The 24,766-nt window shown below is 64.5% G+C and carries 21 protein-coding genes; 11 read left to right on the forward strand and 10 right to left on the reverse strand.

Going from position 1 to position 24,766, the window contains the following annotated elements; all coding sequences use genetic code 11:
- Positions 1-184: 184 nt before the first annotated feature.
- From TQ98_RS17115 to TQ98_RS17130, 4 genes are all read left to right on the forward strand, one after another.
- Positions 185-895, forward strand: a complete 711-nt coding sequence (locus TQ98_RS17115; protein ID WP_044874728.1) for a histidine phosphatase family protein — start codon at positions 185-187, stop codon at positions 893-895.
- Between the two features lie 58 nt (positions 896-953).
- Complete coding sequence (locus TQ98_RS17120) at positions 954-1,268, forward strand: SCP2 sterol-binding domain-containing protein (RefSeq protein WP_044874592.1); 315 nt, start codon at positions 954-956, stop codon at positions 1,266-1,268.
- 207 nt (positions 1,269-1,475) lie between these two features.
- Positions 1,476-2,546, forward strand: coding sequence for a phosphotransferase family protein (locus TQ98_RS17125; protein WP_044874591.1), 1,071 nt, complete (start codon positions 1,476-1,478; stop codon positions 2,544-2,546).
- A gap of 25 nt (positions 2,547-2,571) precedes the next feature.
- Positions 2,572-3,339, forward strand: a complete 768-nt coding sequence (locus TQ98_RS17130) for an SDR family oxidoreductase (protein WP_044874590.1) — start codon at positions 2,572-2,574, stop codon at positions 3,337-3,339.
- 157 nt (positions 3,340-3,496) lie between these two features.
- On the opposite strand, the gene TQ98_RS17135 is transcribed toward TQ98_RS17130, so the two are convergent.
- Positions 3,497-4,147 carry a hypothetical protein gene (locus TQ98_RS17135; RefSeq protein WP_044874589.1) on the reverse strand — a complete coding sequence of 217 codons (651 nt, stop codon included), beginning with the start codon at positions 4,145-4,147 and terminating at the stop codon, positions 3,497-3,499.
- Positions 4,148-4,247: 100 nt separating this feature from the next.
- Here TQ98_RS17135 and TQ98_RS17140 point away from each other — a divergent pair, with 100 nt between their 5' ends.
- On the forward strand, positions 4,248-5,027 hold the full coding sequence (locus tag TQ98_RS17140) for a TSUP family transporter (RefSeq protein WP_044874588.1): 780 nt from the start codon (positions 4,248-4,250) through the stop codon (positions 5,025-5,027).
- Here the strand turns inward: TQ98_RS17140 and nudC are convergent.
- Genes nudC through TQ98_RS17155 form a run of 3 tightly spaced genes read right to left on the reverse strand, consistent with a single transcriptional unit; the run spans position 5,001 to position 8,366 of the window.
- Positions 5,001-5,834, reverse strand: a complete 834-nt coding sequence (gene nudC / locus TQ98_RS17145) for an NAD(+) diphosphatase (protein WP_044874587.1) — start codon at positions 5,832-5,834, stop codon at positions 5,001-5,003. The genes TQ98_RS17140 and nudC overlap by 27 nt on opposite strands.
- A gap of 1 nt (position 5,835) precedes the next feature.
- Positions 5,836-7,515 (reverse strand): hypothetical protein, encoded by a 1,680-nt coding sequence (locus TQ98_RS17150; RefSeq protein WP_044874586.1) that lies wholly within the window; start codon positions 7,513-7,515, stop codon positions 5,836-5,838.
- Positions 7,516-7,553: 38 nt separating this feature from the next.
- Positions 7,554-8,366, reverse strand: coding sequence for a crotonase/enoyl-CoA hydratase family protein (locus TQ98_RS17155; RefSeq protein ID WP_044874727.1), 813 nt, complete (start codon positions 8,364-8,366; stop codon positions 7,554-7,556).
- Between the two features lie 213 nt (positions 8,367-8,579).
- Between TQ98_RS17155 and nhaB the strand changes: the two genes are divergently transcribed.
- Positions 8,580-10,082, forward strand: a complete 1,503-nt coding sequence (gene nhaB, locus TQ98_RS17160) for a sodium/proton antiporter NhaB (protein ID WP_044874585.1) — start codon at positions 8,580-8,582, stop codon at positions 10,080-10,082.
- Here the strand turns inward: nhaB and TQ98_RS17165 are convergent.
- The 5 genes from TQ98_RS17165 to TQ98_RS17185 form a co-directional block, all read right to left on the reverse strand.
- Positions 10,066-11,430 (reverse strand): amino acid permease, encoded by a 1,365-nt coding sequence (locus tag TQ98_RS17165; RefSeq protein ID WP_044874584.1) that lies wholly within the window; start codon positions 11,428-11,430, stop codon positions 10,066-10,068. The two genes, nhaB and TQ98_RS17165, sit on opposite strands and share 17 nt — an antisense overlap.
- A gap of 17 nt (positions 11,431-11,447) precedes the next feature.
- Positions 11,448-13,703 carry an arginine/lysine/ornithine decarboxylase gene (locus TQ98_RS17170; protein ID WP_044874583.1) on the reverse strand — a complete coding sequence of 752 codons (2,256 nt, stop codon included), beginning with the start codon at positions 13,701-13,703 and terminating at the stop codon, positions 11,448-11,450.
- A gap of 103 nt (positions 13,704-13,806) precedes the next feature.
- Positions 13,807-14,544 (reverse strand): DNA polymerase III subunit epsilon, encoded by a 738-nt coding sequence (gene dnaQ, locus TQ98_RS17175; RefSeq protein WP_044874582.1) that lies wholly within the window; start codon positions 14,542-14,544, stop codon positions 13,807-13,809.
- Positions 14,545-14,584: 40 nt separating this feature from the next.
- Entirely contained in the window at positions 14,585-15,028 is a 444-nt protein-coding gene (gene rnhA / locus TQ98_RS17180; protein ID WP_044874581.1) for a ribonuclease HI, read from the reverse strand.
- Positions 15,029-15,793 carry a methyltransferase domain-containing protein gene (locus TQ98_RS17185; RefSeq protein WP_044874580.1) on the reverse strand — a complete coding sequence of 255 codons (765 nt, stop codon included), beginning with the start codon at positions 15,791-15,793 and terminating at the stop codon, positions 15,029-15,031.
- 61 nt (positions 15,794-15,854) lie between these two features.
- Here TQ98_RS17185 and gloB point away from each other — a divergent pair, with 61 nt between their 5' ends.
- Together gloB and TQ98_RS17195 are read left to right on the forward strand one after the other, a co-directional pair.
- Positions 15,855-16,634 (forward strand): hydroxyacylglutathione hydrolase, encoded by a 780-nt coding sequence (gene gloB, locus TQ98_RS17190; protein WP_044874579.1) that lies wholly within the window; start codon positions 15,855-15,857, stop codon positions 16,632-16,634.
- A 98-nt stretch (positions 16,635-16,732) separates the two neighbouring features.
- On the forward strand, positions 16,733-18,328 hold the full coding sequence (locus TQ98_RS17195) for a LysM peptidoglycan-binding domain-containing protein (protein WP_044874578.1): 1,596 nt from the start codon (positions 16,733-16,735) through the stop codon (positions 18,326-18,328).
- Here the strand turns inward: TQ98_RS17195 and TQ98_RS17200 are convergent.
- Positions 18,325-19,770: an HDOD domain-containing protein gene (locus TQ98_RS17200; protein ID WP_177410178.1), complete on the reverse strand. Its 1,446-nt coding sequence runs from the start codon at positions 19,768-19,770 to the stop codon at positions 18,325-18,327. The two genes, TQ98_RS17195 and TQ98_RS17200, sit on opposite strands and share 4 nt — an antisense overlap.
- Positions 19,771-20,007: 237 nt before the next feature.
- On the opposite strand from TQ98_RS17200, the gene TQ98_RS17205 reads away from it, so the two are divergent.
- The 3 genes from TQ98_RS17205 to TQ98_RS17215 are packed head-to-tail and all read left to right on the forward strand — an operon-like array spanning position 20,008 to position 24,764.
- Entirely contained in the window at positions 20,008-21,834 is a 1,827-nt protein-coding gene (locus TQ98_RS17205) for an extracellular solute-binding protein (protein WP_044874577.1), read from the forward strand.
- A complete protein-coding gene (locus tag TQ98_RS17210) occupies positions 21,831-23,678 on the forward strand; it encodes an extracellular solute-binding protein (protein ID WP_044874576.1) in 1,848 nt (615 codons plus the stop codon). Before TQ98_RS17205 ends, TQ98_RS17210 begins: the two co-directional genes overlap by 4 nt.
- Entirely contained in the window at positions 23,679-24,764 is a 1,086-nt protein-coding gene (locus TQ98_RS17215) for a microcin C ABC transporter permease YejB (protein WP_044874575.1), read from the forward strand.
- Positions 24,765-24,766: the final 2 nt, after the last annotated feature.

Consider the following 24,766-nt stretch of genomic DNA (forward strand, 5'->3'; position numbering starts at 1 on the left):
CGCCAACCTTCCGGCGGCGCGAATGACGAGCAAGCATAACGGCGCCATAACGGCCTCGCCAGCGGCCGAAACAGCGCTCCATAAGCGGCGAGAATGGATTCAAACAAGCGTATGTTTTTTCGTTGACAGCCCCCCGGCTTCCCCATAACCTCGCGGAACTTTCAACCTCGCGGGACGCCAGAACGTGGGCAGCATCTACCTGATTCGACATGGCCAGGCATCCTTCGGCGCCGATGATTACGATGTGCTGTCACCCGTCGGCATCCGCCAGGCCGAAGTGCTCGGCGCCCATCTGGCCCAACTGGGCCTGCGCCTGGATCGCTGCTACAGCGGTGACCTGCGCCGGCAGCATCACACCGCCCAGGCCGCCCTCGCTCAGTTCGCCGCCGCCGGCCTCAGCGTCCCCGCAGTCGAGATCGACCCGGCCTTCAACGAGTTCGACGCCGACGCGGTGATCCGCGCCCTGCTCCCCGAGCTGCTCCCGGAAGAACCCGAAGCCCTGCAGGTGCTGCGCAATGGCGCGAACAACCGCGCCGAGTTCCAGCGGCTGTTCTCCAAGCTGGTGCTTCGCTGGGTATCGGGAGAACACGACAAGCCTGACCTGCAAAGCTGGAAGGCGTTCGTGGAACAGGTACGCGGCGGCCTGGAGCGCATCCTGGCCCAGGCAGACAGCAAGCAAAACATCGCCGTGTTCACCTCCGGCGGCACCATCACCGCCCTGCTCCATCTGGTGACCGGCATCCCGGCCGATAGCGCCTTCGGCCTCAACTGGCAGATCGTCAACACCTCGCTGAACCGCCTGAAGTTCCGCGGCAACGAGGTGACCCTGGCTTCCTTCAACAGTCATGTGCATCTGGAACTGTTGAGGGCGCCGGAGCTCATCACCTATCGCTGAGCCCGGCCCACTGCGGCCGGACAGGCCGCGAGAAAAACCCTAGAAAAAGGAAAACACCATGACCAACGTTGCTGACATCGTCAAAACCATGCAGTCCAAGTTCAACGCCGGTGCCGCCGCTGGCCTGGACCTGGTATTCCAGTTCAACATCGAAGACGGTGACAACCACTACCTGGTGGTGAAGGACGGTACCTGCGACGTGCAGCAGGGCGACTCCGCCAACCCGAACGTCACCCTGATCATGGACAGCGCCACTCTGGTGGGCATCATGACCGGCGAAACCGACGGCATGCAGGCTTTCATGGCCGGCAAGCTGCGCGCCGAAGGCGACATGATGCTGGCGATGAAGCTCGGCGAACTGTTCCCGGTCTAAGCTTCTCCGCTAGACGCATGAACAAGAAACCGGAGTCCCAGGGCTCCGGTTTTTTTTCGCCCGAGTCAGGCGGTGCGGGCGAATCAGGCAGCTTGATTGTGCTGCAACACCTTTGTCTATAACGGCTCGTTCGGCTTGTGACGCCCCCCGGGCGGCATTAGATTAGCGAATAGTCTCGGGCACCCATCATAAACAGAAGGGATAAGCATGTCGCTTACTGATCAATCCACCCGCATCCGCGAAGGCGAAGAGCTCGACGCCGCAGTCATCGACGCGTACCTCAAGGCCAACATCCCCGGCCTCACGGGTACTCCGAGCATCAGCCAGTTCCCCGGCGGCGCGTCGAACCTGACCTACCTGCTGGAATACCCCTGCCAGGAGTTCGTGCTGCGTCGTCCGCCCTTTGGCCACAAGGCCAAATCCGCCCACGACATGGGCCGCGAATTCCGCATCCTCAACCAGCTCAACGCCGGCTTCCCCTATTGCCCGAAAGCGTACGTGCACTGCACGGACGAGTCGGTGATCGGCGCCGAGTTCTACGTAATGGAGCGGGTCAAGGGCGTGATCCTGCGCGCCGACCTGCCGGCCGACATGCAGCTCGACGAAGGCCAGGCCCGCGATCTGTGCCTGAGCTTCATCGACAAGCTGGTGGAGCTGCACAACGTTGACTACAAGGCCTGTGGTCTGGGTGACCTGGGCAAACCGGAAGGCTACGTCCAGCGCCAGATCGCCGGCTGGAGCGACCGCTACGAGAAGGCCCTGACCCCGGACGCACCGACCTGGGAACCGGTCAAGGCCTGGCTGAAGGACAAGATGCCGGCCGACCACGTCAAGCCGGGAATCGTTCACAACGACTACCGCTTCGACAACGTCATCCTCGACCCCGCCAACTCGATGAAGATCATCGGCGTGCTGGACTGGGAGCTGACCACCATCGGTGACCCGCTGATGGACCTGGGCAACACCCTCGCCTACTGGATCGAAGCCAAGGACCCCGCGCCAGTGCAGCTGATGCGCCGCCAGCCGAGCCACCTGCCGGGCATGCTGACCCGCCAGGCGTTCGCCGACTACTACGCCGAACGCGCCGGCCTGCCGCCGATCGACAACCTCGATTTCTACTACACCTACGGCCTGTTCCGCCTGGCCGGCATCGTGCAGCAGATCTACTACCGCTACTTCCATGGCCAGACCCAGGACAAGCGCTTCGCCCAGTTCATTCACATGAACAAGCTGCTGGAGCAGATGAGCCTGCAGGTCATCAACCAATCACGGCTGTAAACCGGATCACAACAAGGGGAATCCCATGTCCAAGACCACACTGTTCGACCTCGACGGCAAGATCGCCTTCGTATCCGGCGCCAGCCGCGGCATCGGTGAAGCCATCGCCAAGCTGCTGGCCCAGCAAGGCGCCCACGTGATCGTTTCCAGCCGCAAGATCGAAGGCTGCCAGGCCGTGGCCGACGCCATCATCGCTGAAGGCGGCAAGGCCACTGCCATCGCCTGCCACATCGGCGAAATGGAGCAGATCCAGAGCGTGTTCGCCGAGATCCGCGAGAAGTTCGGCCGCCTGGACATCCTGGTCAACAACGCTGCCACCAACCCGCAGTTCTGCAACGTGCTGGACACCGACCTCTCGGCCTTCCAGAAGACCGTGGACGTGAACATTCGCGGCTACTACTTCATGTCCATCGAAGGCGGCAAGCTGATGAAGCAGAACGGTGGCGGCAGCATCATCAACGTCGCCTCCATCAACGGCGTTTCCCCGGGCGAATTCCAGGGCATCTACTCGGTGACCAAGGCTGCCGTGATCAGCATGACCAAGGTGTTCGCCAAGGAATGCGCCCAGTTCGGCATCCGCTGCAACGCCCTGCTGCCGGGTCTGACCGACACCAAGTTCGCCTCCGCCCTGGTGAAGAACGACGCTATCCGCAACGTCGCCCTGCAGCGCATCCCGCTGAAGCGCGTTGCCGACCCGAGCGAGATGGCGGGCGCCGTCCTCTACCTCGCCAGCGACGCCTCCAGCTACACCACCGGCGTTTCGCTGAACGTGGATGGTGGCTTCCTCTCCTGAGGACAGCCGCCCCATGAAAAAGGGAGCCCCTGGGCTCCCTTTTTCATTTCCCCACCCCGTAGGTTGGGCTGAGGCACGAAGCCCAACGGGCCGACTCGTGCTGGGCCATGCTGGGCCTCGCGAGTTCGGCGCCAACCTACGAAATATCGGGCTGGTATCAGCGCCAATCCTTCAGCGCGTCCTTGGCCAACTGGTTCAGGGGTTCGGCCAGCAGACCGGTCGGCGACAGGCTCACGGAGTAGACCGCGCCGTCGGCCATGGGCAGGTAGGTAACCCGCTGGGCTTCCGGGATGAAGAGGAAGAAGTCGCGCTGGGCCAGCCGCAGCCAGCGCCAGAAATCCACGCCGTAGGGGCTCGTCGCCAGCTGTGCACGCGGGTGCTGCGCCAACGCCTGCTGCTCGATGGCCAGGAAGCGGCCCGAGAGACGTTCCAGGCGATAGCCCGGCTGCAGACCGAGCAACTGACCGAGGCCCCTCCATTTGAACAGGCGCGCATCCAGCTGCCAGAGGTCGCCATCCAGCAACACCTCGCGCTCGTTTGCGCCTTCCAGCAGGGTGACCTGGTAACTCTGCGGCCCCAGGGACTTGAAGCTCAGGGTAACGACCGGCTTGTCCTCCGGCAGCGCGTCGTAGCTCCAGAGGTCCCTGGCCACCAGCGCCACCACCACCGCCAGGGCGAGGAACGCCAGGCCGCAGGTGCCGCGAAGCCAGCCCAGGAACCAACCGCGGTCGAAGAGGATGCGTCCCGCCACCACCGCGACCAGCAATGCCAACAGGGCGATTGCCCAGGCCAGGCCGTCATACTGCATGGAACCCATTCCTTATGCGTGAAAATGGCGGCATTATGCGCAACTCCCCTAGCCGCAGCCACAAGCCACGCGGCAGTTGTAGACACGGACCTCGTTTTCCATGCCCTTTCCTTTCGAGCTGGCGGTCGATCCCGCCACCCTGGCGATTCTCGCTGCTGTTGCCTTCCTTGCCGGTTTCATCGATGCCATCGCTGGCGGCGGTGGCCTGCTGACCATACCCGCCCTGCTCACCGCCGGCCTGCCGCCGCATCTGGTGCTGGGCACCAACAAGCTCTGCGCCACCTTCGGTTCGGCGACTGCCAGCTACACCTTCTACCGGCGCAAGCTGTTCGAGCCGCGAAAGTGGCGCAACGCGCTCATCGCAACAGCCATCGGCGCGGCCCTGGGCGCGGTGATCGCCCACTGGCTACCCGCCGCCTGGCTGAACCAGATGCTGCCGGTGGTGGTATTCGGTTGCGGCCTCTACCTGCTGTTCGGCAAGACGCCGGATGCAGAGCATAGCCATGACGCCCCCATCTCCCGTGGCCGTCAGTGGCCCCAAGGCCTTGGCCTCGGCTTCTATGACGGCGTTGCCGGCCCTGGCACAGGCGCGTTCTGGACCGTCAGCAGCCTGCTGCTCTATCCCCTGGACCTGGTGCGCGCCAGCGGCGTCGCCCGCAGCATGAACTTCGTCAGCAATGCCATGGCCCTGGCGGTCTTCATCGCCGCTGGCCAGGTGGCCTGGGCACTGGGTATCAGCATGGGGCTTGCGCTGATGGCCGGCGCATTCCTCGGCGCACGCACGGCCATCCAGGGCGGTGCCAAATTCATCCGCCCGGTCTTCATCATGGTGGTGTTGGCGCTGACCGCGCGCCTAGTGTGGCAGCACTGGATCGGCTAAGCCGCGACGCCGCGCCACGTAGAGGTCGATGAGGTAACGCGCGATCGAGCGCTGCGCCGGCAGTGGCGGCAGCGCATCGAGGGAGAACCAGCGAGCGTCCTCGATCTCGCCCGGCTGCGGCACGATTTCACCGCTGCGGTACTCGGCATGGAAGCCGAGCATCAGCGAATGGGGGAACGGCCAGTTCTGGCTGGCGATGTACTGGACATTGCCAATCTCCACCCCGACCTCTTCCCGCACCTCGCGGGCTACGCAATCTTCCACTGACTCGCCCGGCTCGACGAAGCCCGCCAGGGTGCTGTAGACACCACTGACGAAACGCGGCGAGCGCGCCAGCAGCAGTTCATCGCCCCGGGTGACCAGCACGATCATGCTCGGCGAAAGCCGTGGGTAGTAGTGGACTTCGCAGCTCGGGCAGCGCATCGCGCGCTCACCGGGCACCGATTCCATGCGCAGGCCGCAGCTGCCGCAGAAACGGTGCTGGTCGGCCCAGGTACCAATCTGGCTGGCGAAGCCGAGCATCCGGAAGAGGTCGGCATCGCCCTGCAGCATCACCTGCCGCAGGCCCTGCCAGAAGCAGCCCGCCACTTCCGCCGGGTGCGCCAGCTCCAGCAGGTAGATGGGGTCGCCATCGAAGTGGCCGATGCCGTGCTCGGCGAGCACAGGCAGCTCCTGCCGCTTCAGCCACTCCCGTGGGAAGAGCACGCCATTGCTGTCGGTCAGGAACTGCTGACGACAGTGGGCAACGGCCCAGCCTCCGGGCAGGGAGGTGTCCAGCAGGCCCGACTGCCAGCGCTCGCCGGCCATCTCAGGCCGCCACCGGCAGGCCCAGGGCCCGCACGCTGTTCGCCGCCAGGTCGAGCACGTCGGACTGGAAGCCGCGACGCATACCGGCACCACCTTCCAGGTAGTACTCGAGACTGGTCAGGGCATCGGCCAGGGTTTCCAGCATCTGCTCCGACGGCATCAGCGAGGTTTCCAGCATCTGCCGCTGGATGTAGTCGCCGCAGGCACCCACCAGGGCGGCCGCGCGTTCCTGGCCCAGGAACCAGAGACCGCCCCGCACAGCCTGCAGGCTGACCGGCACGTTGGCCAGGTGCGGCTTTTCGCCATTGGATTCCAGATAGGCCGTTATGGCGCGTTTGGCCAGTGCGATCCCCGCCTGAGCCTCGTCCAGCACCACGATGCGCGCCTCGGCCAACTGATGATTGGCAAAGGATTCCGACTCGCGACCCGGTTCGGCCTCCAGGCGCGATCCGCGACGCTCGCCACTGTCCAGGCCGGCCACCATGCTTTCCACATAGAGCACGGCGTCAGCCAGCTTGAGCAATTCACCGGATTCAACCGGAGATTCCGCGCGCCAGGCAGCCACCATGGGCAGTTGGGCCTGGAGGGCGTTGCCGGGAGAGTTCAGCCCCACCATGACCAGGGTCTTGGCGAGCTTGGCCAACAGGCTGTGCAGGGTGGCGAAGGACTCGGCCGGCGCGGTCCCACGCTCGATCAGGTCGATCACGTCCTTGACGCTGTTCAGCTCTTCGAAGATGGCCGAGGACAGCGAACGCATCACCGCCTGACCCGGGCCGGACAGGCGCTGGTATTCCTGCTCCAGGAGTTGGTCGGTGAACGGCAGCGCGGTCATGCCGAAGACTTCGCGCAGTTCGATTGCGCGCGGGCCCTGGCTGTCGGCCAGTGCCACGAGGTAGAGGAGTTCCTTCAGCAGGCTGCGCGGTGCCTCGTAGGTTCCGCTAGCCAGCAGCAGTTTCAATTCACGATCAAGACGCGAGAACAACTGCTTGCGGGCCTTGCGCGCAAGCAACTGGCCATCCCGTTGCGATTCCGTTGCGGCAGCGGCGATCCAGCAGAGACGACCACGGGGCTCGTCGGCGAATATCCGCTCCAGTCCACCCAGGGCACGTTCCATGGTGCGCAGGGCGCTCGGAACCTTCTGTCCCCGCAGGAAGCCCAAAAGCCCCTGCTGGTAGGCCTGGCGGAAACGCCGGGCCAGGGCATTCGGGTCGGTGCCTTCCGGCAGCTGGGTCGCGGCCTTGCCTTGACGCGGCTGATCCAGGCGCACGCTGAAGAAATAGCTCTCCGGCAACGGCGGCTGACCGCCCGCCTGGCGCAGGTCGTTGATGGCCGGCAGCAGCAGCTCGGGCATTTCCTGGCGATGCAGGTCGAGGTTTTCCAGGTAGCGGCGCAGCACATACAGTGCATTGCTCAGCGCCGCCAATTGGACGTCACGCTCTTCGCCAGCGCCAGCCGGGATATCGGTAGCCTGGTCCAGCAGCTCCTGCGCCAGCAGTTCGGCGCCGGTCAGCTCGATCAGGGTAAGGGTGCCACGCACCTGATGCATGGCCTCCACAGCCTGTTGCAGCAGGCTGCCGTTCTGGCGCTCGGCAATGAACTGCTCGAGGCTGTGTTCGGCCTGTTCCATGGTGGCGAACAGCTCGTCGCGCACCAAACCCAGGGAAGTGACTCCAGTAACCATGCCTCAGTGCGCCTCCCGCGCGAATGTGCGGTACAGCATCAATCAGCGAACTCTGGCTTCTGCTTGCTCATGTGGGCCGCCATGGCCACGCGCAGGTCGGTGGACTGCAGCATCGCCGCATTCCAGGTGGCCACGTACTCGAGGCCGTCGTCAACGCGGTGGTCGCGCATATAGCGGATCATTTCCTTGGTGCCGCGCACGGCGATGGGAGACTTGGCGGCGATCTGGTGGGCGATGCCGAACACGCCGTCCAGCAGGGCGTCCTGGTCGGCGTAGGTGCGGTTGACCAGGCCCAGGCGCTGCGCTTCCTCGCCATCGATGGTGCGGCCGGTGTAGGCCAGCTCGCGCATCATGCCGTCGCCAATGATGCGCGGCAGGCGCTGCAAGGTGCCAACATCGGCGGCCATGCCGATGTCGATTTCCTTGATGGAGAATTGCGCGTCGACGGTGCAATAGCGCATGTCGCAGGCGGAAACCAGGTCGATGGCGCCGCCCAGGCAGTAACCCTGGATGGCCGCGATCACCGGCTTGCTGCAGTTGTCGACGGCATTGAAGGATGCCTGCAGTTCGAGAATCTTGCGCCGCAGGGTGCGCGCGTTGCGGCCGGCATCCGGCCCCAGCTGGGCACCGACCGAAGCCAGCATCATCAGGTCGATGCCGGAGGAGAAATGCTTGCCGGCGCCCGAAAGCACCACCACCCGCACCTCGTCGTTGTCCTCGATTTCGCGGAAGATTTCGACGATCTCTCGCCAGAAATCGGCGTTCATCGCATTGATCTTTTCGGGACGATTGATCTGCACATGGGCGATCTTGTCTGCCAACTCTACGCGGAAGGCTTTGTAGTCAGGCACGGGTCGGTCCTCGGCGTGCGCCATAGAAAACGGGTCATTCGGGAAGCCCGGCAACTATAACAAGCACGAAGTAAAAGTCGATGCCGCCCACTGTGACGCAGGCCACGCCCCGCAATTGCTACTTCACATCGAAAACTCGGCTTAAGCACTTGATCTGCCACGGTTGGGCTGGCACCTTCCGCGCGCTTAACGATACGCCCAAGGATTACCCTGATGCCCGTCTCGCCTGCCGCCGCCTTCGGCCGCAATTTCCTCGGTCAGTCACCTCGCTGGTACAAGCTGACTGTCATCGCCTTCCTGGCACTCAACCCGCTGGTGCTCTGGCTGCTCGGCCCCGTGGTGTGCTCCTGGCTGCTCGTCGGCGAGTTCATCTTCGCCCTGGCCATGGCGCTCAAGTGCCACCCGCTCCTGCCGGGCGGCCTGCTGGTGCTGGAATCCCTGCTGCTGGGACTGGCGACGCCCGAGGCGGTCTATGAGGAGGTCCAGCACAACTTCCCAGTGGTCCTGCTACTGATGTTCATGGTGGCGGGCATCTACTTCATGAAGGACCTGCTGCTCCTGCTGTTCTCCCGGCTGCTGCTGGGCGTACGCAGCAAGACGCTGCTGGCCCTGATGTTCTGCCTGCTGGCGGCCTTCCTGTCCGCGTTTCTCGACGCCCTGACCGTGACCGCCGTGATCATCAGCGTTGCCCTGGGTTTCTACGGCGTGTACCACCGCGTCGCCTCGGGCAAGGGAATGAGTGAGGAGCACAACCCCGACTGCGACGGCGATGTACCCACCACCAGCCGCGAGGACCTGGAGACCTTCCGTGCCTTTCTCCGCAGCCTGCTGATGCACGCCGCGGTGGGCACCGCCCTGGGCGGCGTCTGCACACTGGTGGGGGAGCCGCAGAACCTGCTGATCGGCCACGAGGCGGGCTGGCACTTCAAGGACTTCTTCCTGCGTGTGGCGCCCGTGTCCATGCCCGTGCTGGCGGCCGGTCTGCTGACCTGCGTGTTGCTGGAGAAGCTGCGCTGGTTCGGTTACGGCGCCGAGCTACCCGACAGCGTGCGCCAGGTGCTGACCGACTTTGCCCACGAAGAGAATGCGCGGCGGACCTCCACCCAGCGCGCGGCCTTGATGGTCCAGGGCGCGGCGGCGCTGATTCTGATCCTGTGCCTGGCCCTGCATGTGGCCGAGGTGGGCCTGATCGGCCTGATGGTGATCGTGCTGATCACCAGTTTCAGCGGCATTACCGACGAGCATCAGCTCGGGCGCGCCTTCCAGGACGCCCTGCCCTTCACCGCCCTGCTGGTGGCGTTCTTCGCGGTGGTGGCGGTGATCCAACAGCAGCATCTGTTCACGCCCATCATCCACGCCGTGCTGGCGCTGCCGCCGGAGCAGCAGCCGGGGATGCTGTTCATCGCCAACGGCCTGCTCTCGGCCATCAGCGACAACGTCTTCGTCGCCACCATCTACATCACTGAGGTGAAGCAGGCCTTGCTGGCCGGCAACATGAGCCGCGAGCACTTCGACACCCTCGCCGTGGCGATCAACACCGGCACCAACCTGCCCAGCGTGGCCACGCCCAATGGTCAGGCGGCCTTCCTGTTCCTGCTCACCTCGGCCATCGCACCGCTGGTGCGCCTGTCCTACGGACGCATGGTCTGGATGGCGCTGCCCTATACCGTCGTGATGGGCCTGCTCGGCTGGTGGGCCGTCAGCTATTGGCTCTGACGGCCGATTCCGCCTGCACCCGGTTGCGCCACTGACGCCAGGTGTAGAGCGGAATTCCCGCCATCAGTACCAGGAAGCCCCAGAAGATGGCCTGCTCGCCGGTGCCATACAGGGCCCAGATGGAATAGATGAAGCCCAGCACGCCGATGGACACCAGGCGACCACGCTCGCCATCGGTGAAATCGCCGGGCTTCACCGCCAGCTGCTGCAACAGCGCGGCGGTGCAGAAGGCGTAAGGCACTACGCCAGTCATGGTGCCGAGCAGGATGATGACGTTGAACACGTCCACCAGGTCGCCCTGCCCATCCACCAGCACCAGCGCGGTGACCAGCACGCCGGACACCAGCAGGCCATGGGCCGGCACCCCGTGCTTGTTGGTCTGGGCCAGGGATTCCGGCAGCAGGCCGTCGCGAGCGGTCGCCATGGGGATCTGCCCCTGTAGCAAGACCCAGCCGTTCAATGCGCCAAGGCAGGCGATCACCGCACCGCCGGCCACCAGGAAATAGCCCCAATCCCCGACCAGCACCCGCGCCGCATCGGCGAAGGGCGCGGTGGAGCGCATCAGAGCCTCGGGGGGCAGCACGCCCTGCACCGCAGTGATGGACAAGATGTACACCCCGGCTGCGACCAAGGTGCCGAATACGGTGGCACGGGGAATGGTGCGCTTGGGGTTGTCGACGTGATCCGCCGGCACCGTGGCCGACTCCAGGCCGATGAACGACCAGAGGGTCAGCGCCGCCGTGGTGGCAATGGCCTGGGCGTAGCCACCGACGCCAGCGGGCAACTGGTCGGGCTCAGGAATGCGCAGATATTCGGGGTGGAAGGAGAACCAGCCGAGCACGCCCACCAGCAGCAGCGGCACCAGCTTGAGTGCCGTCAATATGTTCTGGGCCACGCCGAAGGCGCCGATACCGCGCAGGTTGATCAGGGTGCAGAGCCAGATGGCGCCGATGGCGGTGCTCACCATCAGCACTGGACCACGCAGGGCCGGGATGAACACCTGCAGGTAGCCCACCAGGGTCACGGCAATGGCGGCATTGCCGATCCAGGCCGCCTTCCAGTAGGTCCAGGCGCAGAGATAGCCGGCGAAGCTGCCGAATCCATCGCGGGTATAGGCGTAAGGGCCGCCGGCGGATGGATTGAGCCGCGCCAAACGGGCGAAGGTCAGGGCCAGGATCACGGCCCCGGTGCTGGAGATCAGCCAGCCGAACAGGCTCAGCCCCCCGTAGGCCGCCAGGCTTGAGGGCAACAGGAACACCCCGGAACCGATCATGTTGCCCACCACCAGTGCGGTGCAGGTCCAGAACCCCATGCTGCCGCGTGGCTTCACCCCCTCCCCTTGCGCCATCTCTCCCCCTGGCTGGCTTATTCCTTGATGCAATCCACGGTATAGCAGGGCCCCGCAGGACTTTCCTGACAGTTGAGGCCATGCACGTCGATGTCGAAGCCGGGGAAGCTCTGGTCGAACGTGCGGGCAAACTCCAGATAGTCGATGATCGCCTTCGTCTCCGGGGTGAAGCGCTCGCCCGGCATGATCAGGGGGATGCCTGGCGGATAGGGCACCAACATCACGGCGGCGATGCGCCCCTGCAGACGATCCAGGGGCACGGCTTCCACCTCGCCCCGCACCAGCTTGTCGTAGGCATCGGCCGGCTTCATCGCGAGCTCAGGCAGGTTGGTGTACATGCGACGGAGCGCCTTGGGCGTGGCGCTATTGCGGTAGCAGCTGTGCAAGGCGTTACACAGATCGCGCAACCCCATGCCGGCATAGCGCGCGGCCTGTTCGGCAGCAATCGAAGGCAGCGCCTGGGCCAGCGGCTGGTTGGCATCGTAGGCGCGCTTGAATTCCATCAGTTCAGTGAGCAGCGTGCTCCACTTGCCCTTGGTGATCCCCATGGAGAACAGGACCAGGAAGGAGTAGAGGCCGGTCTTCTCCACCACCAGCCCGCGCTCCCAGAGGAACTTGCTGACCACCGCGGCGGGGATCCCCTCTTCCCCCAGCTTGCCATCGGCAGTCAGGCCCGGCGTCACCAGGGTGACCTTGATGGGGTCGAGCAGCACATAGTCTTCCGCCACATCGCCGAAGCCATGCCAGTCGGCCTCCGGTCGCAGCAGCCAGTCTTCCGTGGCGACGCTTTCGGAGCCTTCCACCAGCGGCGGTTGCCAGATGTCGAACCACCAGTCCTGCGCGTCCAGGTTCTGCCGCACATTGGCCAGTGCCCGGCGGAAGCGCAGGGCCTCGTCGAAGGTCTCCTGGATCAGCGAACGCCCCGCCGGGCCTTCCATCATGGCCGAGGCCACGTCGAGGGAAGCGATGATGCCGTACTGGGGCGAGGTGGAGATGTGCATCATGAACGCTTCGTTGAAGCGATGCCGGTCGAGCTGGCGGGCGCCGCCGTCCTGCACGTGGATCATCGAAGCCTGGCTGAACGCCGCCAGCAGCTTGTGGGTGGAATGGGTGGTGAAGACCAGGGGCGAATTCGCTTCGCGGTGGGTGCACATGCCGTAGCGGCCCGCATAGAACTCGTGAAACGCGGCATAGGCGTACCAGGCCTCGTCGAAGTGCAGTACGTCCACCGAGTCGCCCAGGGTCTGCTTGATCAGCTCGGCGTTGTAACAGAGGCCGTCATAGGTGGAGTTCGTCACCACCGCCAACTTGACCTTCGGCTCGCGCCCCTTGGCGAGGGGGCTGGCGTCGATCTTCGCCTTGATGGCTTCACGCGTGAACTCGCTGAGCGGAATGGGGCCGATGATGCCCAGCTCGTTGCGCTCCGGCGTCAGGTAGAGCGGGATGGCGCCGGTCATGATGATGGCGTGAAGGATAGATTTGTGGCAGTTGCGGTCCACCAGCACCAGGTCGTCGCGCCCCACCATCGAGTGCCAGACGATCTTGTTGGCCGTCGAGGTGCCATTGATCACGAAGAAGGTGTGGTCGGCGCCGAAGTTCTGCGCGGCGCGGGCCTCGGCTTCCGCCAGCGGGCCGGTGTGGTCCAGCAGAGAACCCAGTTCCGGTACGGAGACCGAGAGGTCCGAGCGCAGGGTGTTTTCGCCGAAGAACTGGTGGAACGCCTGCCCCACCGGGCTCTTGCGATAGGCCACGCCGCCGCCATGCCCCGGCGTGTGCCAGGAGTAGTTGGATTGCGCCGTGTGCTCCACCAGGGCCCGGAAGAAGGGTGGCAGCAGGCCTTCCAGATAGCTGCGTGCGGCGCGGGCCACCTGGCGGGCGAGGAAGGGCACGGTGTCTTCGTAGAGGTACAGCAAGCCGCGCAACTGGTTGAGGTCGGCCATGGCTTCGGCCGGCGCGTTCTCGATGGTCACCTGTTCGCCCAGGGCAAATATCGGCAACTGAGGCGCACGCACCCGGGCAACGCGGATCAGCTCCACCATGTCCTGCAGCAGTCGCTGGTTTTCCCCGGCGCCTTCGGCGGCGACCAGGATGCAGGCAAGGCCATGGTGGGTCGAGGCGACGATGCGCCCTTCTGCGGAACTGGCGGTGGAGAGGATGGTGAAGCCGTCCTGCTCCAGCTCGCGGGCGATGCTGCGGACCCGGTCGCCGGCGACGGTGTCGGCCTTGATGTCACGGTGGACGATGAGGACGGGGAACTTGAGTTCTTTGTACATTGTGGCTCCCTGAGGGGCGGCGCTGCCGCCTGTTTCCTCAGGGTAGAAGCTCGCTCGCGGGGGCGGAACCCCCGCTGCCACTGGCTGTACGTAAAGGTCGCAATCAGGAAGCTGGGGGTGCGTCCATCTGCGTCCAGAGGGCCGGTGCCCCAGCGGACTTCTCGATGATCGCCAGGCGCGCGGCATGGGCCGCCAGCTCTTCTTCGCTGGCGCGGATCACCCGCCCGCGGGCGCGGTCGGCGGGCAGGCGGCGGATCGGAGTGGCCAGAGGTCGGCCACTGCCGCCATCTCCGCCTTCACCCGCCAGGGACAGGTTGGTCTGGCCACCGGTCATCGCCAGGTAGACGTCGGCGAGGATCTCGGCGTCGAGCAGTGCGCCGTGCAGTTCGCGGTTGGAGTTGTCGACGTCGTAACGCTTGCACAGTGCGTCCAGGCTATTGCGCTGCCCCGGATGGCGCTCGCGGGCCATCAGCAGGGTGTCGAGCACCGTGCAGTATTCGCTGACGTCGCTGCGCTCGCTCTGCCCCAGCAAGGCGAATTCGTTGTTGATGAAGCCAACGTCGAACGCCGCGTTATGGATGATCAGCTCGGCGCCCTTGATGAACTCGAAGAATTCGTCGGCGACGTCCTTGAAGCGCGGCTTGCCCACCAGGAATTCGTTGGTGATGCCGTGGACCGCGATGGCGCCTTCATCCACTTCGCGATCGGGTTGCAGGTAGACGTGGAAATGACGACCGGTCAGGCGTCGGCCTTCCAGTTCGACGCAGCCGATCTCGATGACCCGGTGGCCATCGGTGACCGGCATGCCAGTAGTTTCCGTATCGAGTACGACGTAACGCATGTTCAGAACCTATGAAGGAGATTGCCGCAAGGGCGCAATTCTACCGGGGGTAGAGTTCGCTGACACCCCGATTGGCCAGCTGGTCGGCGCGCTCGTTGCCGGGATGGCCGGTATGGCCGCGCACCCACTGCCAGTGCACCGTGTGGCGATTGACCTGCTCGTCCAGGGCCTGCCAGAGGTCGGCGTTCTTCACCGGCTGCTTGGCAGCGGTCTTCCACCCGCGCTTCTTCCAGTTGGGCATCCATTCGGTGATGCCCTGCATCACGTACTGGGAGTCGGTGATGATCTTCACCTCGCAGGGCCGTTTGAGCGCAACCAGCCCCATGATGGCGGCCATCAGCTCCATGCGGTTGTTGGTGGTATCCCGCTCCCCACCCCAGAGCTCACGCTCGGCGCCCTTGTAGACCAGCAGTGCGCCCCAGCCGCCGGGGCCGGGATTGCCCTTGCAGGCGCCATCGGTATAGATCTCGACCAGATCGCTCACTCAAACCTCGTGTTTCGATTCGCACCGGCTGACCTTCGCCACCGGCATGGGCACCAGCTTGCCCATGGGCTCGCGCCGGGCCTGACGCAGCGGCCGCAAGCCGACGACCAGCTTGCGCGCCACCAATAGATAGAAGCCCGCGCCGAACCCCTGTCCGGCGGCGCCCCAGCGCTCCAGGCGGGCCAGGCGGGATTGCCAGGCGGCCGAAGCAAGCGGCGGACGATAGCACCCGAAACGGCGTTTCTCCAGCGCGAAACCCAGCAGGTTGAGCCAGTCGCTGACCCGCACCGGCGAGATGCAACGTGCCTGGCGCAGGGCGTCACTGGCGAAGTAGTGGCGCACGCCCCACGCGCTCCAGGGATTGACCCCGATGATCATCAGGTGCCCGCCAGGGCGCACGCTGCGCGCGGCTTCCCGCAGCAGACTGTGGGGTGAAAGGCAGAAATCCAGGCCATGCTGCAGCACCACGATGTCGGCGGCGTGTTCGCTCAGGGGCCAGGCGGCCTCTTCACAGGCGATCTCAACCCCTGGCAACGGCGCCCCCAGATGAACGCTGCGCTGGATCTGCTTGGCGCCCGGCGGCAGCTCCGCGCGAGGGCCGTAGTGCACCAGGTAGCCGCCGAAGTAACGTGCCAGTTCGTCCTCCAGCAGGCGCTGCTCTTCGAACAGCATCAGGCCGCCCAGTGGCCCGGTGAACCACGAACGGGCCTCGGCGATCAGTTCCAGCCAGTCGGCATCGGCTTGGGCGAATGCTTTCTCGGTCATGGCAATCTCCTGCGTCAGAGCCCTAAGATGCTCCATTGCTCTCTGCTTGGCGACTCCCTTCATGATCAAGATCGACGCCCTCCCCGCCTTCTCCGACAACTACCTGTGGCTGCTGCAGGACTCCGAAAGCCGCCGCTGCGCCGTGGTGGACCCCGGCGATGCGGCGCCCGTACTGGCCTGGCTCGACGCCCATCCCGGCTGGCAACTGACCGATATCCTCGTCACTCACCACCATGGCGACCACATCGGCGGCGTGGTCCGCCTGAAGGAAGCCACCGGCGCCCGCGTGCTGGGCCCGGCTCAGGAAAATATCCCCGCTCGTGACCAGGCCCTGGGTGAAGGCGACCGGGTCCAGGTGTTGGGTCTGGAGTTCAAGGTGCTGGAAGTGCCCGGACACACCCTGGGGCACATCGCCTACTACCACGAAGACAGCAAACGGCCCTTGGTGTTCTGTGGCGACACCCTGTTCGCCGCGGGTTGTGGCCGCCTGTTCGAAGGCACCCCGGCGCAGATGTACCGATCCCTCAGCCGCCTGGCCGCGCTACCGGCGGCCACCCTGGTGTACTGCACCCACGAGTACACCCTGAGCAACCTGCGTTTCGCCAAGGCGGTGGAGCCCGCCAACGAGGCCACGTCCGCGCGCTTCGACGAGGTCACCCGTCTGCGCGAGCAGGGCGATATCAGCCTGCCTTCATCCATCGCCCTGGAACGGGCCACCAACCCCTTCCTGCGCGTGACTGAAACATCCGTTAAACAAATGGCCGACGAGCGGGCCGGCCGGGAAAACCCTACACCGGCCGAGGTCTTCGCCACATTGAGGGCCTGGAAAGACCAGTTCTGAGGCTCTGGCAAGGGGAGATCCGGCTGGCGAAAACTTGACCAGCCATAGGTCGGTTTCTAGAATCCCCGAACTTTTTCGCCGGAAAAACCACTCAGCCAATGTTGTCTTTGCCGATCAGAACCTTCGACCTGGATGCATTGGCACGAGCCGCACGAGCGCTTGTGGTGGTCGCCGCCGCCACTCTTGCCGGCTGTTCCGCCACGGGTCAGAAGGACGACGACCAGGGCCGGGACACCGACCGCGCCCTGGGCATGAACCAGCAGACCCAGTGGCTGGAAGAGAATCAGGCGGAGCGCGAGCCCCAGGACATCTGGGAGCGCATGCGCAACGGTTTCAAGCTCCAGGATGAAATAGGCGTCAACCCGCGCATCGAGCGCCAGCGCCTCTGGTACGTCAGCAAGCCCTCCTTCCTGGAAAGTGCCAGCGAGCGCGGCAGCCTTTATATCCACTACGTGGTCGAGCGCCTGGAAGAGCGCGACATGCCTCTGGAACTGGCCCTGTTGCCGGTGGTGGAAAGCGCCTACAACCCGTTCGCCTACTCCCGCAGCAACGCCGTGGGCATCTGGCAGTTCATCCCCTCCACCGGCCGTCACTACAACCTGCGCCAGACCAACTGGTACGACGGGCGCCGCGATATCACCGCTTCCACCAATGCCGCCCTGAACTATCTCCAGCGCCTGCACGAGATGTTCAACGGCGACTGGCTGCTGGCGCTCGCCGCCTACAACGCCGGCGAAGGCACCGTCAGCCGCGCCATCGAGCGCAACCAGAAGCTCGGCCTGCCGACTGACTACTGGAACCTGCCGCTGCCGCAGGAAACCCAGGACTATGTGCCCAAGCTGCTGGCCCTGTCCCAGTTGGTGATGGCACCGAATGCCTATGGCGTGAACCTCAACCCCATCGCCAACGAGCCCTACTTCGAGGTGGTGGAGGTCAAGCAGCAGCGCCTGGACCTGTCCCGTGTCGCCGAAATGGCCGACATGGACGCCGACGAGATGTACCAGCTCAACCCGGCCTTCAAGAAGCGCATCACCATGGACGGCCCCCAGCACCTGCTGGTGCCCGCCGACAAGGCCGAGCTGCTGAGTGCCAACCTCGCGCTGATGAAGCCCCAGGAACTGGTGGACTGGCAGAAGTACCAGGTGCGCAACGGCGACAGCCTCCACGGCATCGCCAACCGCTACCACGTGACGGTCAAGACCCTGAAGGAAATCAACGGCCTTCCCGGCAACCACCTGCGCGTGGGTCAGGAACTCAGCATTCCGGTCGAACCGGGCGTGAAGCCCGAGCAGCCGCTGTTCCAGAACGTCGCCAGCAGTAGCGCGCCGGCGCCTGCCCCAGCGCGCAGCCACAAGGTGAAGAGCGGCGACAACCTGTGGACCGTCGCCCGCCAGTACAAGGTGGATGTGCAAGACATCAAGCGCTGGAACAAGCTCAAGGGCAACAACCTCAAGGCCGGCCAGGTGCTGAAGCTGCAAGTCCCCGCACCCCAGGTCGCCAGTGCGCCCACCGCCCGGTCCAAGGACAACGCCAAGGGTCGCGAGTCGGTGACCTACTACAAGGTCAAGCAGGGCGACTCGCTCTACCTCATCGCCAAGCGCTTCAACGTCGAGATGAAGCACCTGCAGCGCTGGAACCCCCGTAGCGTCGGCGACCTGCAGCCAGGTCAGACGCTGACCGTCTACCTGCCCTAAGCCTTCTGCGCCATCGCTTCCAGACAGCGCCCAGTGGCCTGGGCGAAGCGCTGGAACGCCACGAACTGCTCATGCCGGAGTGCCCGGCCTGAGTGTCGGCAGTCGGCATAGATCACGCCGATCTCGCGCTTGCCGGCCAGCAACGGCGCGACGAAGAACATGCCCTGCCCCAGCCACTCGCGCATCAGCCGCGTCACCAAATCGTTCAGGCTGTAGCTGGCCGGCACCCCCATCCACAGGGTTTCGCGGGTCCGCAGTACGTAACTGAACAGATTGGGCTGCTCTGGCTGGTTGGCCGGTAACACGAACTCATCGACCCACCGCCCGGTGCCTTCACCCACCGCACTGCGCACGGCAAAGCGGCTGCGCTGGTCGGCCAGCACGGCCACCATCACGCGCTCCAGACCAGCCCCCTGGTGCAGGCCCTGCAACAGGGTATCCAGCACCAGATTGATGTTGGCCTTCTTCGACGACAGCAGGCCGAGCTCTTGCAGGGCCTGCTGCATCACCAGCAGGTTCGGCTGCAGCAGGGACGCTTGGCGCTGCTCGCGTTGCTGGCGGATCTGTTCCGGGTCGGTGTGGGGAATCAGGTGGCACAACTTGCCGGCACCGAATGTCGTGGCCACCTTCACGGCCTCGTCAGCACTGGCCAGCACTTGCTGGAGCGCCTCCTCGGGGCTCACGCCGATCAGGCCCGCCAGTTGCCCCACCAGCGCCGTCATGGCGGGCGAGTCCCAACCATCCAAAGCCGCCTCGCTGATCCGCACGCCCAGGTTCACCGCTTTCACCGCCGGGTCGCCTTGGGCCGTGCCGGCGTGAGACAGGCTCGCCAGCTCACCCAGGTTCCAGCTGCGCACCAGGCCCAGGGTCAGTTGGCGGAAGCTGGTGCCCAGCACCTCACGGACCGCCTGCTCCTCTTCCACCCCGGGCTGAGCCAGCGCCACGGCCAGCTCGTCGGCCTGGTCGCCACCGCAGCCCCAGAACGCCAATTCGCCCAGGTTGTGCAGGAGGGCCGCGATGAACACTTCTTCCTGGCTGCGCGCCAGCAGGTAGCCGGCGATGTTGCGGGCCTGCACGGCCGCGTGGAACGACCGGGCCAGCAGCTGCGGCAACTGCTCACGGGGGCCACGGGTGAGCAGGTTGTCGATCAGGCTCACCGACAGGCCGATCAGACGCACGTTCTCGAAGCCGATCAACACGATGGCGCGGGAAATGGTGCGAATGGTTTCCTGGGACGGGTTGTAGTAGACGCTGTTGGCGACCTTCAGCACCTTGGACGTCAGCGTGGCGTCACGCAATAGCACGTCAGCCAGCTGCTGCACGGAGGATTTGTCTTGTTGGGTCATCTGGTGCAAGTCCTGCACCACCGCCGCCAGGGCGGGCAATTCAGCCTCGTTGAGGCGGTCTATCCATGACTGCAGTCCATGGCTACGTTCACCCAAGATTGGCACCTCTGAGCATTTTTCCGGGTAGTGGCAAGTATGGTGGCCAGCAACGCGCAGGCTGACCCTTTTTTCTTGCCTGTACAAGCTGTTACTGTACTTGCCAGCCGTTACCGCCGACACCCACGGCGCGTAACCCCCGACACGAAGTTTGCCGGCCAGTCACCTGTGCCTTCCCACAAGCGAGGCCAGCGCTCATATGCCCGACACGATAGCCATGGATCGGACAACCACCTGATGCGTCGCCTCGCTTCCTTGCTCATCGGCCTGCTGGCTCAGCCTTGTTTCGCCAGCGTGATCGAAAGCCACGGCTATGCGCAGTTCGGCACGCTGAAATACCCCGCAAATTTCGACCACTTCGAGTGGGTCAACCCAGAGGCCCCCAAGGGCGGCACCCTGCGGGTCATGGCCTTCGGCACGTTCGACACCCTCAATCCGTACACCTTCAAGGGCACCAGCCCGGTCTCCACGGCCAACTTCCTGCAGTACGGGATGTCCGAACTGAACGAACCGCTGATGGTGGGCACCGGCCAATATGACCCATCCGGCGATGAGCCTGCCTCCAGCTACGGCCTGATCGCCAAGAGCGTTGAATACAGCGAAGACCGAAGCTGGGTAGTCTTCAACCTGCGGGAGGAAGCGCGCTTCCACGACGGCAAGCCAATCACCGCCTACGACGTCGCCTTCTCCTACCGCACCCTGGTCAGGAACGGCCACCCGCAGTACCGCACCAGCCTGCAGGAAGTGAAGCGCGTCGACATCCTCAATCGCCATCGCATCCGCTTCGTCCTCAAACGCGCCGGCAATCCCCTGCTGATCCTGCGCCTCGGCGAGTTACCGGTGCTGCCCCAGCACTACTGGAAGGACCGCGATTTCAAGGCCACCACCTTCGAGCCGCCCCTGGGCAGCGGTCCCTACCGCATCGTCCAGGTCCGTCCGGGCCGCAGCCTGGTGTTCGAACGGGTCAAGGACTGGTGGGGCAAGGACCTGCCGGTCAACAAGGGCAAGTACAACTTCGACCGGGTGGAAGTGGAGTTCTACCGGGACAGCAATGTCGCCTTCGAGGCGTTCAAGGCCGGCGAATTCGACTTTTATATCGAGCACCAGGCGAAGAACTGGGCCAATGGCTATCGTTTCCCGGCCATCGCCCGGGGTGACGTCATCCGCGCCGAGATTCCGCACCAGATTCCGACCCAGACCCAGGCGCTGTTCATGAACACCCGTCGCGCCGTGTTCCAGGACCGCAAGGTGCGGGAAGCCATGGGCCTGATGTTCGACTTCGAATGGACCAACCGCACGCTGTTCAATAATGCCTACATCCGCGCGGCCAGCTACTACCCGAACAGCGAGTTCAGCGCCGTGGGCAAGCCCGAGGGCCACGAGTGGCTGCTGCTCTCGCCCTTTCGGAAGGAATTGCCGGAGGCCCTCTTCACCCAGCCCTTCGCCGTGCCCACTACCGAAGGCCGGGGCATCCCACGGGAAACCCTTCGCCGGGCCCTCGGTCTATTGGCTGAAGCAGGCTGGAAGCTGTCCAATCAGCGCCTGCTCAATGAGCACGGCCAACCGCTGCGCTTCGAGATCCTGCTGGTCAACCCGAACCTTGAACGCATCCTCCAGCCTTACCGCGAGAACCTCTCCAGCATCGGCATCGACGTCAGCCTGCGCACGGTGGACCGCGCCCAGTACAAGCAGCGCCTGGACCACTTCGACTACGACATGATCCTGATGACCCTGCCGCAAACCCTGAGCCCGGGCCTGGAACAATCCCTCTATTTCCATTCCAGCCAAGTGGGCGTGAAGGGCAGCAAGAACTACGCAGGCGTCGCCAATCCGGTGGCCGACGCCATGATCGAGAAGCTCCTCGGCGCCCAGAGCCGTGACGAACAACTGGCCGCGGCCCGCGCCCTCGACCGGACACTGCTCTGGGAGCACTACAGCATCCCCAACTGGTACATCAACTATCACCGCCTGGCGTACCGCAACCGGTTCGCCTTCGTCACCACGCCGCCCTATACGCTGGGCCTGCGAGCCTGGTGGCTGAAGCCCACGGAGAACGTCCGATGAGTCATTCCCTGCGCACCCGCTGCCTGCTGGGTTGCGGCGCCCTGCTGCTGTCCCTGGCCGGCCTCGCCATGGCCGAGCCCAGGTACGCCATCACGCTCTACGACGAGCCCGCCAAGTACCCGGCGAACTTCAAACACTTCTCCTGGGTCAACCCGGACGCCCCCAAGGGCGGCACACTGCGCCTTTCCGGCGTCGGCGGATTCGACAGCCTCAACTCCTTCATCCCCAAGGGCACCGCAGCCGACCAGCTCGGCCTGATCTACGACAGCCTGACCTTCCACTCCCCCGACGAGCCCTTCACCGAGTACGGTCTGTTGGCGGAGAAGATCGAGAAAGCGCCGGACAACAGCTATGTGCGCTTCTACCTCAACCCCAAGGCGCGCTTCCACGACGGCCAGCCGGTGACCGCAGAGGACGTGATATTCACCTTCAACGTCCTGCTCGAAAAAGGTGAACCGATGTACCGCCACTACTACGCCGACGTCGCCAAGGTAGTGGCGGAAGACAAGCAGCGCGTGCGCTTCGACTTCAAGCAGGCCGGCAACCGCGAGCTACCGCTGATCCTTGGCCAGATCCAGGTGCTGCCCAAGCACTACTGGGAAGGCCGCGACTTCAGCAAGACCAGCCTGGAGCCGCCGCTGGGCAGCGGCCCTTACCGCATCGCCAAGGTGGATGCAGGCCGCTCGATCCGCTATGAGCGGGTCAAGGACTGGTGGGCCAAGGACCTGCCGGTCACCCGTGGCTATTACAACTTCGACGCCATCACGGTGGACTACTACCGCGATACATCCGTCGCGCTGGAGGCCTTCAAAGCCGGCCAGTTCGACTTCAACCTGGAGTATTCCGCCAAGGATTGGGCCACCGGTTACGAAAGCCCGGCCCTGAGCGCTGGCAAATTCGTCAAGGAAGCCATCCCCAACCATAACCCTGCCGGCATGCAGGGCTTCGCCTTCAACATCCGCCGCCCTGTGTTCCAGGACCGCCGCGTACGCGAGGCGATTGCCCAGTTGTTCGACTTCGAGTGGGCCAACAAGCAGCTGTTCTTCAGCTCCTACAAGCGCACCAGCAGCTATTTCGAGAACTCGGAAATGGCCGCTCACGAGATGCCCGACGCGGAGGAACTGAAGATCCTCGAACCCCTGCGGGGCAAGGTGCCGGCCGAGGTCTTTACCCAGGTGTTCAAGCCGCCGGTGAGCGACGCCAGCGGCATCATTCGCGACCAGAAGCGCCGTGCGTACCAACTGCTCATGGAGGCCGGCTACAAGATCGAGAACGACAAGATGGTGGGTCCGGATGGCAAACCGCTGGCCTTCGAGATCTTGATCGCCCAAGCCAACCTGGAGCGGGTCATCCTGCCCTTCAAACGCAATCTGGCGGAACTGGGCATCGACCTGCAGATCCGCCGGGTAGACGTTTCCCAATACATCAACCGTCTGCGTTCCCGGGACTTCGACATGATCCCTGCCACCTGGGGCCAGTCCAATTCGCCGGGCAACGAGCAAATGGAATTCTGGCACTCCCGCAGTGCCGACAGCCCCGGCAGCCGAAACTTCATCGGCCTGCGTGACCCGGCTATCGACACGCTGGTGGAAGGCCTGATCCGCGCCGACTCGCGGCAGAGCCTGGTAGAACATGCCCGCGCCCTGGACCGCGTACTGCTCTGGGGTCACTACGTGGTGCCGAACTACTATGTCGACACCTGGCGCGTCGCCTACTGGAACCACTTCCAGCGGCCGGAAAACACGGCGCTCTACGATTACGGCCTGATGACCTGGTGGCAGAAACCGAACACGGATACCGCCAGCCAGTCCGAGCAAACCCCTTCCGAGCCGGGTGTCCAGTAAATGCTCGCCTACATACTGCGTCGACTGCTGCTGATCATTCCCACGCTGTTCGGCATCCTTCTGATCAACTTCATCATCATCCAGGCAGCCCCAGGCGGCCCGGTGGAACAGATGATCGCCAAGCTGGAAGGCTTCGATGCCGCGGCCGGCGGGGCCACCGGGCGCATCTCCGGCGGCGGCGCCGAGGTCGCCACGGCCAGTTCCAACTACCGTGGCGCCCAAGGCCTGGACCCGGAGCTGGTGGCGGAAATCGAGAAGATGTACGGCTTCGACAAACCGCCCTATGAACGCTTCTGGCTGATGGTCTCCAACTACGCGAAGCTGGACTTCGGCAGCAGTTTCTTTCGCGACGCCAAGGTCATCGACCTGATCCTCGAGAAGCTCCCGGTCTCCATCTCCCTCGGGCTCTGGAGCACCCTGATCATGTACCTGGTGTCCATCCCGCTGGGCATCGCCAAGGCAGTGCGCCACGGCAGCGCCTTCGACGTATGGAGCAGCACCGCGATCATCGTCGGTTACGCCATCCCGGCCTTCCTCTTCGCCATCCTGCTGATCGTGCTCTTCGCCGGCGGCAGCTACTTCGACTGGTTCCCCCTGCGAGGCCTGACCTCGAACAGCTTCGACGAGCTGAGCTTCGGCGGCAAGATCATCGACTACTTCTGGCACCTGGCCCTGCCGGTGACCGCCCTGGTGATCGGCAACTTCGCCACCCTCACCCTGCTGACCAAGAACAGCTTCCTCGACGAGATCAACAAGCAGTACGTGATCACCGCACGCGCCAAGGGCCTTTCCGACCGGCGTGTGCTCTACGGCCACGTGTTCCGCAATGCGATGCTGATCATCATCGCCGGCTTCCCCTCCGCCTTCATCGGCATCTTCTTCACCGGCTCCCTGCTGATCGAAGCGATCTTCTCCCTCGACGGCCTGGGCCTGCTGAGCTTCGAGTCCGCCCTGAACCGCGACTATCCCGTGGTGTTCGGAACCCTCTTTATCTTCACCCTGCTGGGACTGGTGGTGAAATTGATCAGCGACCTCACCTACACCCTGGTCGATCCACGCATCGACTTCGAAGGCCGGGAGGGCTGACC

The organism is Pseudomonas sp. LFM046, assembly GCF_000949385.2.
GTDB lineage: Bacteria > Pseudomonadota > Gammaproteobacteria > Pseudomonadales > Pseudomonadaceae > Metapseudomonas.

What these genes read in the sequence shown, in the direction of transcription:
- nudC (WP_044874587.1), bottom strand. Translation starts at nt 5,834, where the DNA reads ATGGCCGGCGAGCGCTGGCAGTCGGGCCTGCTGGACACCTCCCTGCCC.
- TQ98_RS17170 (WP_044874583.1), bottom strand. Translation starts at nt 13,703, where the DNA reads ATGTACAAAGAACTCAAGTTCCCCGTCCTCATCGTCCACCGTGACATC.
- TQ98_RS17210 (WP_044874576.1), top strand. Translation starts at nt 21,831, where the DNA reads ATGAGTCATTCCCTGCGCACCCGCTGCCTGCTGGGTTGCGGCGCCCTG.
- TQ98_RS17125 (WP_044874591.1), top strand. Translation starts at nt 1,476, where the DNA reads ATGTCGCTTACTGATCAATCCACCCGCATCCGCGAAGGCGAAGAGCTC.
- dnaQ (WP_044874582.1), bottom strand. Translation starts at nt 14,544, where the DNA reads ATGCGTTACGTCGTACTCGATACGGAAACTACTGGCATGCCGGTCACC.
- TQ98_RS17140 (WP_044874588.1), top strand. Translation starts at nt 4,248, where the DNA reads ATGCCCTTTCCTTTCGAGCTGGCGGTCGATCCCGCCACCCTGGCGATT.
- TQ98_RS17195 (WP_044874578.1), top strand. Translation starts at nt 16,733, where the DNA reads ATGTTGTCTTTGCCGATCAGAACCTTCGACCTGGATGCATTGGCACGA.
- TQ98_RS17120 (WP_044874592.1), top strand. Translation starts at nt 954, where the DNA reads ATGACCAACGTTGCTGACATCGTCAAAACCATGCAGTCCAAGTTCAAC.
- TQ98_RS17185 (WP_044874580.1), bottom strand. Translation starts at nt 15,793, where the DNA reads ATGACCGAGAAAGCATTCGCCCAAGCCGATGCCGACTGGCTGGAACTG.
- TQ98_RS17215 (WP_044874575.1), top strand. Translation starts at nt 23,679, where the DNA reads ATGCTCGCCTACATACTGCGTCGACTGCTGCTGATCATTCCCACGCTG.
- gloB (WP_044874579.1), top strand. Translation starts at nt 15,855, where the DNA reads ATGATCAAGATCGACGCCCTCCCCGCCTTCTCCGACAACTACCTGTGG.
- TQ98_RS17165 (WP_044874584.1), bottom strand. Translation starts at nt 11,430, where the DNA reads ATGGCGCAAGGGGAGGGGGTGAAGCCACGCGGCAGCATGGGGTTCTGG.
- nhaB (WP_044874585.1), top strand. Translation starts at nt 8,580, where the DNA reads ATGCCCGTCTCGCCTGCCGCCGCCTTCGGCCGCAATTTCCTCGGTCAG.
- TQ98_RS17135 (WP_044874589.1), bottom strand. Translation starts at nt 4,147, where the DNA reads ATGCAGTATGACGGCCTGGCCTGGGCAATCGCCCTGTTGGCATTGCTG.
- TQ98_RS17205 (WP_044874577.1), top strand. Translation starts at nt 20,008, where the DNA reads ATGCGTCGCCTCGCTTCCTTGCTCATCGGCCTGCTGGCTCAGCCTTGT.
- TQ98_RS17150 (WP_044874586.1), bottom strand. Translation starts at nt 7,515, where the DNA reads ATGGTTACTGGAGTCACTTCCCTGGGTTTGGTGCGCGACGAGCTGTTC.
- TQ98_RS17130 (WP_044874590.1), top strand. Translation starts at nt 2,572, where the DNA reads ATGTCCAAGACCACACTGTTCGACCTCGACGGCAAGATCGCCTTCGTA.